General features: G+C 57.6%; 6 protein-coding genes and 3 rRNA genes. 5 read left to right on the top strand and 4 right to left on the bottom strand.

All coding sequences use genetic code 11. From position 1 onward, the window contains the following. Positions 1-6: 6 nt before the first annotated feature. Positions 7-2,040 (bottom strand): serine/threonine-protein kinase, encoded by a 2,034-nt coding sequence (locus tag BBPC_RS09210; RefSeq protein WP_004222694.1) that lies wholly within the window; start codon positions 2,038-2,040, stop codon positions 7-9. Positions 2,041-2,471: 431 nt separating this feature from the next. Here BBPC_RS09210 and BBPC_RS09205 point away from each other — a divergent pair, with 431 nt between their 5' ends. The 4 genes from BBPC_RS09205 (at position 2,472) to rrf (ending at position 11,433) form a co-directional block, all read left to right on the top strand. Next, a complete protein-coding gene (locus BBPC_RS09205) occupies positions 2,472-5,366 on the top strand; it encodes a glycoside hydrolase family 3 protein (protein ID WP_004222689.1) in 2,895 nt (964 codons plus the stop codon). Between the two features lie 674 nt (positions 5,367-6,040). Further along, positions 6,041-7,568 (top strand): 16S ribosomal RNA (locus BBPC_RS09200). Positions 7,569-8,020: 452 nt separating this feature from the next. Further along, positions 8,021-11,102 (top strand): 23S ribosomal RNA (locus BBPC_RS09195). Between the two features lie 213 nt (positions 11,103-11,315). Further along, positions 11,316-11,433 (top strand): 5S ribosomal RNA (gene rrf / locus BBPC_RS09190). The 16S, 23S and 5S rRNA genes sit together here, the layout of an rRNA operon. Positions 11,434-12,035: 602 nt before the next feature. Here rrf and dcd read toward each other — a convergent pair. The 3 genes from dcd to BBPC_RS09170 form a co-directional block, all read right to left on the bottom strand. Further along, on the bottom strand, positions 12,036-12,617 hold the full coding sequence (gene dcd, locus BBPC_RS09180; protein ID WP_004223871.1) for a dCTP deaminase: 582 nt from the start codon (positions 12,615-12,617) through the stop codon (positions 12,036-12,038). A gap of 247 nt (positions 12,618-12,864) precedes the next feature. After that, positions 12,865-13,668, bottom strand: a complete 804-nt coding sequence (locus tag BBPC_RS09175) for an alpha/beta hydrolase (RefSeq protein WP_004223872.1) — start codon at positions 13,666-13,668, stop codon at positions 12,865-12,867. Positions 13,669-14,190: 522 nt separating this feature from the next. Continuing rightward, positions 14,191-16,263, bottom strand: a complete 2,073-nt coding sequence (locus BBPC_RS09170) for a cation:proton antiporter (protein ID WP_033524421.1) — start codon at positions 16,261-16,263, stop codon at positions 14,191-14,193. Positions 16,264-16,368: 105 nt separating this feature from the next. On the opposite strand from BBPC_RS09170, the gene BBPC_RS09165 reads away from it, so the two are divergent. After that, entirely contained in the window at positions 16,369-16,818 is a 450-nt protein-coding gene (locus tag BBPC_RS09165; RefSeq protein WP_004223875.1) for a nucleoside deaminase, read from the top strand. The last annotated feature ends 187 nt before the right edge of the window (positions 16,819-17,005 follow it).

Below are 17,005 nucleotides of genomic sequence, written 5' to 3'. Positions count from 1 at the left end.
GCGTCACTACATATCGTACGATTCGGCAGTGGTGCCGGATTTCGGGCGGCCGCGCAATGCGCCGGCACCCAATCGCAGCACCAATGCTCCCGGAGCGAGGGCGCATACCAGCCAGCCGATGGCGCAGCAACCGGCCTGGGCGACGCCGCTTTGCGAAACCGGCCCTTCAATCCAGGTCGGCAGCGGAATCGTGAATCCGAATATCGACGTATCAACCATGGCAAACGGCAGTTGCAGCGTGACTGTGGCAATCGTCAATCCTAATGCGGCGATGACCGCCATGATCAGTGCGCGTGGCACCGCATAACCCAGCCCCTTGAGCACATGCCAAGGCAGCGTGGCGGCGCGGGCGAACCAGTCGGAAGTCCTGCGGCTGCCCCCACGGCGGCCTTCGCGTTCCAGCTGCGCCTCCATATTGAATCCAATGGTGGCGAGCAACCAGGCCAGCAGCGCCCCCGCGATCAGGGCGATCCATGGCGAGAACAGGCCGCATGCGGCCACAGGAATCGCCATCAGCACGCAGAGGGGCACGCCTCTGCCTAGCAGTTCGCCGCGTTGCACGTCGGCCGGATTCGGCGGCTGCAGTACACTCTGCGGCACGTTCGGGTTGAGCGGCGCGGCCGGAGTGACCGGTGCGGTTGGCACGGCAGATGTTTGCATGTCTTGTGGCTGCGCACTTTGCGCCATTTCAACCGATGCGTTCGGTATTACGGCAGGAGGCCGCTGGTTGGCGATGCGCTGCAATGCAGGTTTGATGGCCGGGTCGATCTGTGCGGCCTCTTGAGCGGGATTCCAAGCGTCCTGGACCGGCATCACCCGCGTGGATTGCGGTGTATCTTGCGGCAGCACACTGGTATCCCCACTATTGACAGGCAGCACGCGCGTGCCGGTGCCAAGAGGAATGGTTGCGGTATGCGCGTTGATATCCATGACCGAGGTGCCGACATCGGGCGCATCGGCAATAACGGTATCGGTTATGTCAGCAATAACGGTTGCGCCGATTGCCTGCGTGGCCTCAACGAATTGCGGCAAGGTGCGCGTGCCGATGGCGTCTTCTCCCGTCACATGGTCTAACGCCCGCCAAAGCATTCGTGGATTGTCGGGCGATCCATCAAAAGGGAGCATCGCCTCCGACCCGGCACTATCGGCGGCATCCGAAGTATTCCCCGAAATCCAAGCTTGCGGATTCAACGCATCCAACGCAATCGCCTGCAACAACTCGTCTGGAGTGCAACGTTTCGTACGATCCGGATCCAACGCCGAACGGAACGCGGCCATGGTCCCAGCCGGCAATCCCGCCAAATTCGCGTTTCCCGCGGCAGCACGCTCCAATACCGCCATCATCGGTTTCGTGCCGAACACCGGCTCGCCAGTGGCGGCAAATGCCAGCACGCTCGCCACCGACCACCAATCGCTCATCTCATCGGATTCGGCACCGTCGATGATTTCCGGCGCGATGAATCCAGGCGTGCCCATCACCAATCCGGTACGAGTCACATGACTTTCGCCCTCGCCCATGGCAATGCCGAAATCCACCAATACCGGTCCGGTATTCGACACCATCACATTCGTCGGTTTGATATCGCGATGCACAATCCCGGCCGCATGCACGGCCTTCACCGCCTCGATCAGCTTGCGTCCCAACCGTTCCAAATCATCGCCCACATACCGGCCGTTGGTACGCACATCTTCACGTAGATTCTTGCCCTCGATCAGCTCGGTCACAATGAAGGCCAGAGCATCATCCAATTCCATATCCACAATGCCGCACACGCCCGGATGACGCACTTTCTGCAGCGCCATAGCCTCCCTACGCAGGCGCTCGCGTGCGGTCAGCTGATCGCGGGAGCGTTCGCTGGACGCATCGTCCTCGGCAAGGGAATCGCGCAAAATTTTCATCGCATACTGGTGTCCGCCGTCATCGCGCACGCGCCAGACCGATCCCATCGCCCCCGATCCAAGCCGGGAAATCAACGTGTATCCGCCAACGAGGTTGCCTGCCTCCAGATTCAATGCGCTTAAGTCGCTCATGGCACCCATGGTACTTGCCTTACGTAAGTTGCCGCTGGAACAGCTCGCTGTAGTGTGCCGAAAATATCGCAGGAATTGCGATTATGGAGTTGGAAGCGCAATGAAGATCGATGATTTCCGCAATCAAGGCAAGGATGTTGCAACAATCTGCGGATGAGCGCACATTGTGCCAGATGCATGCGCGCAACGGGATTATATGTGCACGAATGGTAGTTTTACATGCGCAGGTGGTATGCAGATTATGCACGCGAAACGACAGGCTGGGAAAAATCAGGGTGCTTTTTTCGCGGATTTTGGTGAAATCGAAACATCGACATGAAGAAGTGTCTTCACTTCTGGAAATTGCGTGACGCGGGGCAGCGTTGCATGATTTCTGGTTTCGATGAGGAAATCGGAGCCTGCATGTCGTTTGGTTATGAGAATCAAGGAGGAGGCAGACCATGCTGCAAATCAACATGGCTGACGTCATGAACGTTATCGGTTCGTTGACGCCGTACCTGATTGCGATTGGCGTGCTATTTGTGCTCGCGCTGATCATTACTTTTGCCGTCAACAAGAAGACGGTGAAGGAAGTGGCGACCCGTAAGATCATCCATTCCGAGTCTTGGCTTGTGGCTTTGGTCGGCATTGTCGTCGCGGTTTCCATGATGCTGTCCGGTCCGCTGTCGACGCTGCTCAACAACGCGACCATCACCAAGTACATGCTGTCTGACACCACTGTTTCCAAGGCCAACGAGCTGGCCAAGGAAGTGCAGTCGGAAGCCATCACCATGCTGAAGAACGATGATTCCAACCTGCCGCTGGCTAACAAGAAGGTCAACGTGTTTGGTTGGGGCTCCACCAACCCGGTATACGGCGGCACCGGCTCCGGCTCCATGTCTGACCAGTATGACACCGTTTCCCTGCTTGATGGCATGAAGGAAGCCGGCATCGAGACCAACGCCGACCTGACCAAGCTGTACACCGATTACCGTGCAGATCGCCCAGTTGTTGGCATGTGGGCACAGGATTGGACCCTGCCTGAGGTTCCGGCCGACCAGTATTCCGATTCCCTGATCTCCGATGCCAAGAGCTTCTCCGATGAGGCTGTTGTAGTGCTCACCCGCGTCGGTGGCGAGGGCGCTGACCTTCCGATGAACATGAAGGCCGAAGGCATCACCTATGAGAACAACTCCAAGGATTACGAGGACTTCAAGGACGGCGAAAGCTTCCTGCAGCTGAGCCAGACCGAGCGCGATATGCTCGACCTGGTCACCAAGAACTTCAACAAGGTCACGCTCGTCTACAACGGCGCCAACACCTTCCAGTTCGACTTCCTGAACGACTATCCGCAGATCAAATCCGTCGTGTGGTGCCCGCCTGCAGGCCAGACCGGCTTCTCCGCACTCGGTGACGTGCTTGCCGGCGATACCAACCCGTCCGGCAAGACTTCCGACACCTTCCTGAAGGATCTCACCCAGTCGGTGTCTTACAACAACTTCGGCAAGTTCGAATACACCAACATGGAAGACAAGGCCGCCAAGTACACGGGCTTCACTGGTGACGAAGTCACCGCCATCCCGGGCTTTGTGAACTACTCCGAAGGCATCTATGTGGGCTACAAGTTCTATGAGACCGCAGCGGCCGAAGGTGCCATCGATTACGATTCCATGGTTGCATTCCCGTTCGGTTACGGTCTGAGCTACACCACCTTCGAGCAGAAGCTCAACGATGTGACGTACAAGGATGGCAAGGTCACCGTTGATGTGACCGTCACCAACACCGGCGACACCGCTGGCAAGGATGTTGTTGAGGTCTACTACAACCCGCCGTACACCGAAGGTGGCATCGAAAAGGCCAGTGCCAACCTGGTTGGCTTCGAGAAGACCGAGAAGCTTGAGCCGGGCGCTTCCGAGGACGTGACCGTCGAATTCGAAGACGATGACATGGCTTCCTATGATTACAAGAATGCCAAGGCATACGTGCTCGAAAAGGGCGATTACAACATCTCCATCAACTCCGACTCCCACACTGTGATCGGCTCCAAGAAGATCACCGTGGACGACACCATCACCTACGACTCCGATTCGAACACCCACAATGGCGACCAGACCGTGGCCACCAACCAGTTCGATGATGCTGCAGGCGATGTGACCTACCTGAGCCGTGCAGGACATTTCGCAAACTACAAGGAAGCCACCGCCGCTCCGACCAACTTCGAAATGTCTGATAAGGCAAAGGAAACCTTCTACAACAACACCAACTACGATCCGTCTCAGTTCAACGACGATTCCGACGAGATGCCGACCACCGGTGCCAAGAATGGCCTCCGCCTGGCCGACATGTACGGCAAGGATTACGACGATGCTGATTGGGAGAAGCTGCTTGACGAGCTGACCTTCGACGATATGGACAACCTCATTGCCAACGGCGGCTACGGCACTCCGGCCGTCTCCTCCGTCGGCAAGATCCAGCTCACCGACGCTGACGGCCCGGCCTCGTTGAACAACAACTTCACTGGTGTTGGCTCCATCGGCTTCCCGGCTTCCACCGCATTCGCTTGCACTTGGAACAAGGATCTGGCCAAGCAGTTCGGCGAGATGATCGGCGATATGGCTCACGACATGCATGTTGCTGGTTGGTACGCTCCGGCTATGAACATCCACCGCAACGCATTCTCCGGCCGTACTTTCGAGTACTTCTCCGAGGATTCCCTGCTCTCCGGCGTCATGGCATCCAACGAGATCGCCGGCGCCAAGGAGAAGGGCGTGTACTCCTTCATGAAGCACTTCGCACTGAACGATCAGGAAACCAAGCGTACTGAGATGCTCTGCACCTGGACCAACGAGCAGGCCATGCGTGAGATCTACCTCAAGCCGTTCGAGATGAGCGTGAAGGAAGGCGGCGCACAGGCCGTGATGAGCGCCTTCAACTACATCGGCAACACCTATGCCGGTGGCAACAACGTTCTGCTGAACACCGTGCTCCGTGACGAGTGGGGCTTCAAGGGCTTCGTCCTGACCGATTATTTCGGCGGCTACGGCTACCAGAACGGTGATCAGGAAATCCGTAACGGCAACGATTCCATGCTGGCTACCACCTCCATCACCAACCACATCACCGACAAGTCCGCAACCTCCGTGAAGGCCATGCGTACCGCCGCCCACAATATTCTGTACACCGCCGCCAACAGCTGGCAGTATGCAGACGGTGAGCCGAAGGTCGCCACCCCGATCTGGAAGACCGCCATGTACGTGGCTTGGGGCGTGACCGCAATCCTGGTGATCGCACTTGAGGCTCTGGCTATCAAGCGCTACATGGATCGCAAGAAGGCCAAGGCTGAGGTCACTGCCTGATCTCACTTCCTTCTCACAGGTCAAAACATAACTGAATAACAATTGAAACAGCGAGAGCCGTCGACTTCCCTGAGTCGGCGGCTCTTGTTGTATTTCAGCGTGCGTGCCGTCGCAAGTGCAGCCAGGTTTCATGCTTCTTCGCGTCTCTTTTGTATTTCTGTTCTTTCTGTTCCGCTGGAATCATGATTTGCGATTGCATTTGGGTATTCATCACATGGGAATGAGATGTATATGGGTATGACACGCCGTTTATAGTTTGTTTTTGGTTCATGTAGGCGTTGTCTTCGGGGTCTAGACTGGCTGTACGGCTGTTCGGAGGCCTTTTTCGACACGCCGAGGGATGTGTTTATTTGCAACGGTTCTAGGGTATCTTTGGAAGGGTCGATTTGCGTGATCGCCGGGGTTCGTGTAAATTGACTCTTCGCTGCCGCTCGGCGAGTGGTTCCCCGGCTGGGGTGCCTCGAGGCGGGTGAGCGGTGGTGGTTTGAGAACTCAAGAGCGTATTTGTACTACTTCTTTATAGTCAATGATTGCCAGTTCATCGTCCGCTCGTTCGCGAGTGGCCGGGAGGCCTTGAAGGACGGTGAGGTTTTCGTGCGATGCGCCTTTCCTTATAAGGCGATCGTCAATTTTCTTGTTTTTGAGAGTCACATGTTGGCTTTCTGCAAAGTTTTTTTGTGGAGGGTTCGATTCTGGCTCAGGATGAACGCTGGCGGCGTGCTTAACACATGCAAGTCGAACGGGATCCATCAGGCTTTGCTTGGTGGTGAGAGTGGCGAACGGGTGAGTAATGCGTGACCGACCTGCCCCATACACCGGAATAGCTCCTGGAAACGGGTGGTAATGCCGGATGCTCCGACTCCTCGCATGGGGTGTCGGGAAAGATTTCATCGGTATGGGATGGGGTCGCGTCCTATCAGGTAGTCGGCGGGGTAACGGCCCACCGAGCCTACGACGGGTAGCCGGCCTGAGAGGGCGACCGGCCACATTGGGACTGAGATACGGCCCAGACTCCTACGGGAGGCAGCAGTGGGGAATATTGCACAATGGGCGCAAGCCTGATGCAGCGACGCCGCGTGCGGGATGACGGCCTTCGGGTTGTAAACCGCTTTTGATCGGGAGCAAGCCTTCGGGTGAGTGTACCTTTCGAATAAGCACCGGCTAACTACGTGCCAGCAGCCGCGGTAATACGTAGGGTGCAAGCGTTATCCGGAATTATTGGGCGTAAAGGGCTCGTAGGCGGTTCGTCGCGTCCGGTGTGAAAGTCCATCGCTTAACGGTGGATCTGCGCCGGGTACGGGCGGGCTGGAGTGCGGTAGGGGAGACTGGAATTCCCGGTGTAACGGTGGAATGTGTAGATATCGGGAAGAACACCAATGGCGAAGGCAGGTCTCTGGGCCGTTACTGACGCTGAGGAGCGAAAGCGTGGGGAGCGAACAGGATTAGATACCCTGGTAGTCCACGCCGTAAACGGTGGATGCTGGATGTGGGGCCCGTTCCACGGGTTCCGTGTCGGAGCTAACGCGTTAAGCATCCCGCCTGGGGAGTACGGCCGCAAGGCTAAAACTCAAAGAAATTGACGGGGGCCCGCACAAGCGGCGGAGCATGCGGATTAATTCGATGCAACGCGAAGAACCTTACCTGGGCTTGACATGTTCCCGACAGCCGTAGAGATATGGCCTCCCTTCGGGGCGGGTTCACAGGTGGTGCATGGTCGTCGTCAGCTCGTGTCGTGAGATGTTGGGTTAAGTCCCGCAACGAGCGCAACCCTCGCCCTGTGTTGCCAGCACGTCATGGTGGGAACTCACGGGGGACCGCCGGGGTCAACTCGGAGGAAGGTGGGGATGACGTCAGATCATCATGCCCCTTACGTCCAGGGCTTCACGCATGCTACAATGGCCGGTACAACGGGATGCGACACGGCGACGTGGAGCGGATCCCTGAAAACCGGTCTCAGTTCGGATTGGAGTCTGCAACCCGACTCCATGAAGGCGGAGTCGCTAGTAATCGCGGATCAGCAACGCCGCGGTGAATGCGTTCCCGGGCCTTGTACACACCGCCCGTCAAGTCATGAAAGTGGGTAGCACCCGAAGCCGGTGGCCTAACCCTTTGTGGATGGAGCCGTCTAAGGTGAGACTCGTGATTGGGACTAAGTCGTAACAAGGTAGCCGTACCGGAAGGTGCGGCTGGATCACCTCCTTTCTACGGAGTTTTTCAGGACGCCGGTCTGGCGTCCGTCGTGTGGCCCATGCGCCGGGGATGGTTCCCGGGTTCGTGTGGGCGTGCTGGTGTGGAAGAGATCGTTGGCTTCGCGGGTCCTTGGGGCCGGCGGGGAGTGGTGCGGATATGCTTTTGGGTTCCCGGACCGCCACCCGCATCCGTTTTGGGTGCGTGCGGTTTTCCGGATGCCCCTGGTGGGACGCCGTCGGCCTTGCGGGCCGCGGGTCGGGTCCGGTCGGGGCGCGTGGTGGTTTGAGAACTGGATAGTGGACGCGAGCAATGCGATGATGTGATGTCATCGTTTGCTTTATCGCGATTTCGCCAGGCTTCTTTTTTGGAGTCTGGTTTCGAGATCGATCGTTTTGTGATCATTTTTTACAGTGTGATGATTTGTCGTCTGGCGTTTGAAGCTATCATTGGGTTTTTTCGGGGCGTGTGCCGCCCTGAAGGGCGTATGGTGGATGCCTTGGCAGACAGTACCGATGAAGGACGTTTGAGGATGCGATAAGCCTCGGGGAGCCTCCAACATGGCTTCGATCCGAGGATTTCCGAATGGGGCAACCCGCCGGCCGTCATGGGCCGGCACGGAACCTTGTTGTTCCGGGGGTACGCAGGGAAGTGAAACATCTCAGTACCTGCAGGAAGGGATACTCCGTGAGTAGTGGCGAGCGAAAGCGGATCAGACCAAACCATGGGCGCGTGATACCCGTCGGGGGTTGCGTTCGTGGTGTTGCGGGAGCGTGTGTCCCGGTTCCGACGGACCGGGCGGGAGTCATAAAACGGCTTGCCAGGGGAACAGGCTTGAAGGCCTGGCCGCAGAGGGTGCCAGCCCCGTACCTGGAAGCTTGCCGTCTTCCGATCATGTGTCCCAAGTAGCGCGGGCCTCGTGGAATCCCGTGTGAATCGGCCCCGACCGTGGGGTAAGTCTAAGCATACCTGTCTGACCGATAGCGTACCAGTACCGTGAGGGAAAGGTGAAAAGCACCCCGGGAGGGGAGTGAAAGAGTTCCTGAAACCGTGCGCCTACAATCCGTCGGAGCCTCCTTGTGGGGTGACGGCGTGCCTATCGAAAAATGAGTCTGCGAGTCAGTGGTGCGTGGCGAGGCTAACCCGTGGTGGGGGAGCCGTAGCGAAGGCGAGTCTCAAAAGGCGTTTTGAGTCGCGCGCCCTGGACCCGAAGCGGGATGATCTAGCCCTGGGCAGGTTGAAGCGCGGGTAAGACCGCGTGGAGGACCGAACCCACCTGGGTTGAAAACCGGGGGGATGACCTGGGGCTAGGGGTGAAAGGCCAATCAAATTCCGTGATAGCTGGTTCTCTCCGAAATGCATTTAGGTGCAGCGTCGGTTGATTGCATCGCGGGGGTAGAGCTACTGGATGCTTGCGGGCCCGTGTCGGGTACCAATAGCAGCCAAACTCCGAATACCGTGGATGTGTATTCCGGCAGTGAGTCGGCGGGGGATAAGCTCCGTCGTCGAGAGGGAGACAGCCCAGATCGTCGTCTAAGGTCCCGAAGCGTGTGCTAAGTGGGAAAGGATGTGGAGTCGCATAGACAGCCAGGAGGTTGGCTCAGAAGCAGCCATCCTTGAAAGAGTGCGTAACAGCTCACTGGTCTAGTGGTTCCGCGCCGACAATGTAGCGGGGCTCAAGCACACCACCGAAGACGCGGCAGCGGCCTTTGCGGCCGTTGGGTAGGAGAGCGTCCCGCGTGGGGCGAAGCGGCCGGGGAACCGTGCCGTGGACCGCGCGGGAGTGAGAATGCAGACATGAGTAGCGAGAGACGGGTGAGGATCCCGTCCGCTGGATGACCAAGGGTTCCGGGGCCACGTTCGTCGTCCCCGGGTGAGTCGGGTCCTAAGGCGAGGCCGACAGGCGTAGTCGAATGGATGAACGGGTGGATATTCCCGTACCGGCGGCGTACCGTAAGAGCCGAACGGATGAGTACTAACCTCCGGTCGCGTGGCGTCGTTCCCTTCGGGGTTCGGGGTCCGCGGTCGTTGGGAGCGTAGTCCTGGTAGGCTAGCGCACAGGGGTGACACGGAATGGGAGCCGGCCGCGGAGGTGGTTTTCCGTGGTCAAGCACGCAGCCCGTCCCATAGGCAAATCCGTGGGACGCATAGGGTGAGGTGTGATGATGGGCGTCCTTTGGACGCGATATCCGGTGGTCCAGGCCGTCGAGAAAAGCCTCGGCGCGAGGGGCGTCGCCGCCCGTACCCCAAACCGACACTGGTGGTCAGGTAGAGAATACCAAGGCGATCGAGCGAATCCTGGTCAAGGAACTCGGCAAATCACTCCCGTGCCTTCGGTATAAGGGAGACCCCCGGGCGTGAAGAGGCTTGCCCTCGGAGCGTTGGGGGGTGGCACAGACCAGGGGGTAGCGACTGTTTACCAAAAACACAGGTGCATGCGAAGGCGCAAGCCGCTGTATATGCACTGACGCCTGCCCGGTGCCGGAAGGTTAAGAGGATCCGTCAGCCCCTTTTGGGGTGAAGCGGTGAATTCAAGCCCCGGTAAACGGCGGTGGTAACTATAACCATCCTAAGGTAGCGAAATTCCTTGTCGGGTAAGTTCCGACCTGCACGAATGGCGTAACGACTTCCCCACTGTCTCGACCAGGAGCTCGGCGAAATTGCAGTACGAGTAAAGATGCTCGTTAAGCGCAGAAGGACGAAAAGACCCCGGGACCTTTACTATACCTTGGTATTGGCGTTAGGCGCGGATTGTGTAGCATAGGCGGGAGGCTTCGAAGCATGGGCGCCAGCCCGTGTGGAGCCGCAAGGTGAAATACCGCTCTGTTCTCGTTTGACGTCTAACCTCGAACAGTCATCCTGTTCAGGGACAGTGCCTGGCGGGTAGTTTAACTGGGGCGGTTGCCTCCCAAAGAGTAACGGAGGCGCTCAAAGGTCCGCTCAGCCCGGTTGGCAATCGGGTTTCGAGTGTAATCGCACAAGCGGGCTTGACTGCGAGAACGACGGTTCGGGCAGGGACGAAAGTCGGAGATAGTGATCCGGTGCCGGCGCACGGGCGCGGCATCGCTCAACGGATAAAAGGTACCCCGGGGATAACAGGCTGATCATTCCCAAGAGTCCATATCGACGGGATGGTTTGGCACCTCGATGTCGGCTCGTCGCATCCTGGGGCTGGAGCAGGTCCCAAGGGTTCGGCTGTTCGCCGATTAAAGCGGCACGCGAGCTGGGTTCAGAACGTCGTGAGACAGTTTGGTCTCTATCCTCTGCGCTCGTTGGAATCCTGAGGAGGCCTGCCCATAGTACGAGAGGACCTGGGTGGACGGACCTCTGGTATGCCGGTTGTCGCGCCAGCGGCATGGCCGGTTGGCTACGTTCGGGAGGGATAACCGCTGAAAGCATCTAAGCGGGAAGCCTGCTCCAAGATTAGGATTCCTTGACGCTCCCCGGAGCGTCCGAAGCCCGCATGTTGAACACGTGTTCGATAGGCCGGAGGTGGAAGCCCCGCGAGGGGTGGAGCCGACCGGTACTAACGGGCGAACGCGGCACACTTTTTCCGACCCGCTTGTTGGGTCGGGTCTCGTCCTGTGGTGGTTTCTTTCGTTGGATGGCAAGGAGCATTGTTTCTTGTGGTCACGGAAACGATACCGGTGAAGCGTTTGGTTGCTCGCGTCCGTTGTCCGGTTCCCGGACCGCCACGATCGGAATCGTGGCGTGGTTCCGGTTCTGCCGGCCGATCCTTGTGGTTGGCCGTTATATTGGTTTTGCGGTGGTCATGGCCCAGGTGAGACGCCCGGTCCCTTTCCGAACCCGGAAGCTAAGGCCTGGTCGCGGCGATGGTACTGCACTCGAGAGGGTGTGGGAGAGTAGCACGCCGCCGCATTCAACTTATGGACCTTCCGGTCGAGCCCCATCGGGGTTCCCGGAAGGTCCTTTTTTATTCCCGCGCACGGGTGTCTTCCTCCATTCGGTGGAGGTTTTTGGACGCCGGAAGGACTGCCGGCGGGATGATTCCTCCAGTCACTGGGAGTCCCGGGACGCTGGGGGATCCCAGGAATTCCAGGGGAGCTTCCTGCCCTTATCCGATGGTGGAATAGACTGGGGAACTATGCATTATTTCGTACCCAAACGCTGCGTCGAATCGAACAAAATCATGTATCGCGACAAAGCGACGGCCCGGCAGGCCGCCGACCAGAGCTGGCGTGAACGCGGCACTGAACTATGGGTGTATCGGTGCGAATTCTGCGGAACCTGGCATCTCACACATCGCGATCCACAAGCGCTAAAAGGCGTTACCAATCGCTGTTGCAGTATCTTTTAATATCATTCGATATTGCTGACATTGCAACAAGAAATCTCAATAGAAGATTGCAAAAAAGATTGGCTATCATGCGATATGTGATAGCCAATCTTTTTGTATTTTTGGTGGAATATCAATCGCCATATATCGACAATATATTGCGATAATCCAAGAATATTTGATGATTAGTCGGTGATGTCGGCTTTGTAGAAGTTCACGTAGGAACGGCTCGGCGTCGGACCGCGCTGACCCTGATAATGCGAGCCGGTGCCTTGCGAACCGTACGGATGTTCGGCGGGGGAGCTGAGCTGGAAAAAGCACATCTGGCCGATCTTCATGCCCGGCCACAACTTCACCGGCAATGTCGACACATTCGACAATTCCAACGTGATATGACCCTCGAAACCAGGGTCGATGAAGCCTGCGGTGGAATGTGTGAGAATGCCCAAGCGGCCCAGTGAGCTCTTGCCTTCCAGGCGGGCGGCAATCGTCGGATCAAGCTTCACGTACTCCCACGTGGAACCCAATGCGAACTCACCCGGATGCAGAATCCACGGTTCGCCCGGAGCCACCTCGAACTGCTCGGTCAGCTCGCCCTGATTCTCAGCCGGATCGACATACGTGTACGCATGATTGTTGAACAGACGGAAGAAACGGTCCAAACGCACGTCAATGGAAGCGGGCTGCACCATTTCCGGGGTCCATGGATCGAGTGAAATATGACCTTCGGCCTGCGCGGCGAGAATGTCGCGATCGGACAGCAGCATCGAAACTCCTTATTGCCAGGCACGCGAATGTGCCGGTATGGCGCTCGCCAACATTCGAACGTTCGCATGGTTGAGCGTGCGAATGCCGGCAATTGCGAAATGATTATTAGCTGGCTCTAGTCTAACGCGGTATCGCTATATCGTGGCTTATATCGGGTTGTAACGATTGCCGTGTGCTTGGTACGCAAAATCCGTTGCATCGGATTTTTCTGCAGGATTTTTCTACGGGATTCTTCCGCAGGATTTCTTACAGGATTCCCGGCGCGATATCGTGCGCGGCAAGCCAGTCGCGCAAATCGCTGAATTCGTTGAGACTGACCGCATGATCGAGTCCACGGTAGCTTTTCGACGTGAGGAACGTATGCTCGTCCAGCCAAGCGGCGGTTGCGAAAAGCTCCGGCATCGGAATCACGGTATCGTTCTTGCCATAGCCGTAGAACACAGGAATATTCAATTCCGCGACATGACTGTCGGCCGGCGCGCTACCGGCGACGATTCCCGGCGCAAGGAAGCCGGAAAGCGAGATTGACGCGGCGTACCGTTCCGGATGGACGCGCAGCAGATGAATCGCCAGCAAACCGCCCTGCGAAAAACCGATCGGCACTACAGCGCGATCTTCGGGAACATTGCGCGCAACCCAATCGTCAATGGCTTGAGCGGCAGCATAAGCGTCTCGATCCAGATCTTCGCCGGACGGCACGCAATCATGGAACCACGAATACGCGCCCTGACCGAAACCGAATTCACCGGAACCAGCCTCCTGCAGCACGAGCGGCGCGCGCAACGACGCGAAATCGTTATAAGGAGCCACGTAACGCATCATGTCGGCCAAATCGGCCTCATTGGAGCCCCAACCGTGCAGGCAGAGGAACAGCGGGCGTCGTGGAGCCGCATTGCCGCCCCCGCGCGAATACTGTACGTGCGTGACCTGCAGCGGCTCGCCGAACCTCCCTGGAACCACCTGCGATTCGCGCCCGATCAGACTGGTCGGGGTGTTTGGGTTGCTGGAGTCGTGGGAATCACTGGTCTCGTGCTCGCGTATTTCACTCATGCCTCCAATATACCCGTTCCAGCGGGGCAATCCTCCCAGTCACTGGAAGGATTGGGACGTTGGGCGGCTTGCCAGCGGGGTGATTGTTCCAGTGAGTGGCGGTTTCTGGACTTTGAGTGAGCTGCCAGCGGGCGGATTCTCCCACTGGCTGGAGGAATCCACCCGTTGAGGGCAAAAAGAAACCCCGGTGGAGAGAAAACCACCGGGGAGAGAAAGGAGAGAGAAGAAGAAAGGGTTCAATTGTCGGGAACTGCTGTGGGTTCCTGGTCGGCTCTTTTGCTGACATCTCCTATATAAACAGACGATGCTGAGTACATGTCTGGTGTTTTCTGGGAAATATCTGAGAATTTCAATTCCCTCATGTTTTAGATTGTGGAATGGCCTCCAGTTTGCCGCCTTCCACGCCGTGTTCCGTTCCTACAGTTGTCTCGTCCCCCACGTTTCCACAGTTCGTCCGCAGACAAACTCGCTGCGGATCACCGGCTCACGCCAGCTTGCTGATCCCATCAGATCAGTTGGATGCTAGATCTGCGCGTCGGCGTCCACGCTCATCACATACACGTTGCGTCGCAGCTGCTTGGATTGCGCGCGCGTAATGTCACCCGCCTCGTACATGTCTTGGATCACACCCAGCTCGATACCGTAGCTTTCGCGCTTCACCTCTTCCGCCTGCGCCTGCGCCTCCGCGCTCGTGCCCACATTCGGGCGCGACCTCAGCGTAGCCTCGCCTCGTCGGTAATCCAGCAGCAGTGCCGAGCAATGTTCCGTATTGTACGTGTCGCGGCCCATCTCCTCATACAGGCGGTCGATCACATGTTCGATGGCATCCACCTGCACCGCGCGGGTGTGCGCGAACAGCTCGTCGTCGCTGAACAGCGGGGTAGTGCGGCGAATGCGGCTGTTCACACGCTTCACCACCGTGCCCAAACGCCTCTGCAACGCCCTGAAGCGGCCTTTGACTCGCCAGATGGTGCGTCCGGAATTATGTTCCGTTTCGATATGGCGCAGAGAGCTCATGATCTGGTCGAGCAGGCGCTCGCATGCTTCGATTTCCAGATCGTGCGCTGCCTTGTCGTCGTTCGTCGTCGCCTTGACTTTCGCCAGTCGCGCCTTGACGTATTCCTTCTCCCAGTTGAGCGCGTCGATCTGCAGTTGCATATACCCTTGCGGATCGATTTCTCCGATGCGCTGCTTCAGTCGTGTGATACGTTTCGTATACGAGTCGATGATCATCAGCACCGCACGACGATTGTCGGGTGTGACTCGTCCCGTCAGTTCCTCCACGGTCCGTCGCAGCACTTCGATGGTGATTTCGGTCATTTCCACGGAAGTGTCTTTATTGCGATTCGGCGCCAGCAGCGGCAGCAGGAAGTTGGCGAGCAGCAAGGTTACGACGATCACGCCACCTGCGATGAAGATCAGTTCGTCACGCATGGGGAACCACGCGCCTCCCGTAATGGTGTACGGGATCGTGAACATCAATGACAGGGTGATGGTGCCTTTCGGCCCGCCGAACGTCATGACCGCGGCCGAACGCCAACGTTGCGCCGTCATCTTGCGTCGCTTGCCGGTGACGGTATCTCGCGCGAGACGTAGCATCAATGAAATCCACAGGAATCGCATGATGATTACCACTGCGGAAACCGTAAGAATCGCAACCAGTAGCAGCCAATTGCTGACTTGCGGATCGTCCCAGCTTGCGCTCATCGCATTCGGCAGCAACATGCCAAGCAGAATGAACACCGTGCCGTTGAGCGTGAACGAGAATACCCCCCATACGCTTGACGAAACAATGTTGGTGCGAGCCACATTCGGGCCGATGCCGGTGCGATCGAAACGGATGATCAAACCGGCCGTCACCACCGAAAGAATGCCGGAAACATGCACCGCTTCCGCACCCAAATACAGAATGAACGGCAGGAACAATTCCATCAAAATACGGCTTGTGGTCGTCTCCCAGCCGAAAGATCGCAACGATTCAAATAACAGGTCGGCGACCATGCCTACTGCCAAGCCGAAAATGGCGCCGCCGAAGAATGAGAACACGAACTGTGCGGCCGAATCGCCCACTGTAAACACGCCACTGACGGCCGCCGCGATCGCGAACTGGAAGCCGACGATGCCGGACGCGTCGTTGAATAGCGATTCGCCTTTAAGTACGCTGGTTTGACGTTGCGTAAGCGCGGCTTCCTTGCCGAGCGACGATACGGCGACCGCGTCGGTCGGTCCAAGTGCGGCGCCGAGCGCCAGTGCCGCGGCAAGGGGAATTGCGGGCCATACGGCATGCAGTGCGAAACCAACGGCCACCATGGTTGCGATCGCTAGTCCAATTGCCAATGAAAGCGACAATGTAACGGATTTCAGCAGCTCGCTTTTGTCGATTTCATGCGCTTCCAAATACAGTAGCGGCGCGATGAACAGCACCATGAACAGTTCCGGATCGAGCGTGACGTTCGGGAAAAACGGCAATTGCGACGCCAGCGCACCCAACGCGATCTGCACGAGCGGTGTGGAAACCTTGGGAATGAAACGGCTGAGGAATGAAGATAGTACGACGGCGGCGATAATACATACAATCAACTCGAATGCCGCCAACGTGCCTCCTTTGCGCGCATTTTCCAAACCCTTCCAGCCTACCAAGAGGTATTTATGGGCGTGTTTCGTCTTTTGCTTCACGCGAGCAACCGTATAGTGGCGGGTATGCAGTGGAGTGACGACATGGAGCTGGCGATTGAATTGGCCCGCGAGGCCGCCGCGGAAGGCGAGGTACCGGTCGGTGCCGTCGTGCTTGACGCTGGGGGAGCGGTGATCGGCAGTGGCCGTAATCTGCGCGAGGCGCACGCCGATCCGTTGGCGCACGCCGAGGTCAAGGCCATGACGCAGGCCGCTCGGTCGCTTGGTACGTGGAATCTTGCCGATTGCACGTTGATTGTTACCTTGGAGCCGTGCCCGATGTGCGCCGGCGCGTGCCTGCAAACGCATGTCGGACGAATCGTGTTCGGCGCGTGGGATGCCAAGTTGGGTGCATGCGGTTCGATTTGGGACATTCCTCGCGACCCGCATGTCGGTCATGTTCCGGAAGTTATCGGCGGCGTTCGTGAATCGGAATGCGCACGATTGATGACTGATTTTTTCGCTGGAAAACGATAATTGCGATTTTGTAGTCGCAAAAACGTAAGAAATATTGAAATGCCAAGTAAATCTTGGTAAAGATGATTGCGATTTCAACGGTAATGTTTACGTAATAATATTTCTTGCGATTCTATGGTCGCAAGAAATACTTTCCGACCGAAAGAAACACGCTCGGCGACGTCAACAAATGAAGCTTGTCATACCA

Origin of the sequence: Bifidobacterium pseudocatenulatum DSM 20438 = JCM 1200 = LMG 10505 (genome assembly GCF_001025215.1) — a bacterium.
In the GTDB taxonomy this organism is placed as follows: Bacteria; Actinomycetota; Actinomycetes; order Actinomycetales; family Bifidobacteriaceae; genus Bifidobacterium; species Bifidobacterium pseudocatenulatum.
This window is presented reverse-complemented; position numbering and strand designations above follow the sequence as displayed.

Excerpts from the sequence above, each read along its gene's own strand:
- BBPC_RS09175 (WP_004223872.1), bottom strand. The coding sequence starts at position 13,668 with ATGAGTGAAATACGCGAGCACGAGACCAGTGATTCCCACGACTCCAGC.
- BBPC_RS09210 (WP_004222694.1), bottom strand. The coding sequence starts at position 2,040 with ATGGGTGCCATGAGCGACTTAAGCGCATTGAATCTGGAGGCAGGCAAC.
- BBPC_RS09165 (WP_004223875.1), top strand. The coding sequence starts at position 16,369 with ATGCAGTGGAGTGACGACATGGAGCTGGCGATTGAATTGGCCCGCGAG.
- dcd (WP_004223871.1), bottom strand. The coding sequence starts at position 12,617 with ATGCTGCTGTCCGATCGCGACATTCTCGCCGCGCAGGCCGAAGGTCAT.
- BBPC_RS09205 (WP_004222689.1), top strand. The coding sequence starts at position 2,472 with ATGCTGCAAATCAACATGGCTGACGTCATGAACGTTATCGGTTCGTTG.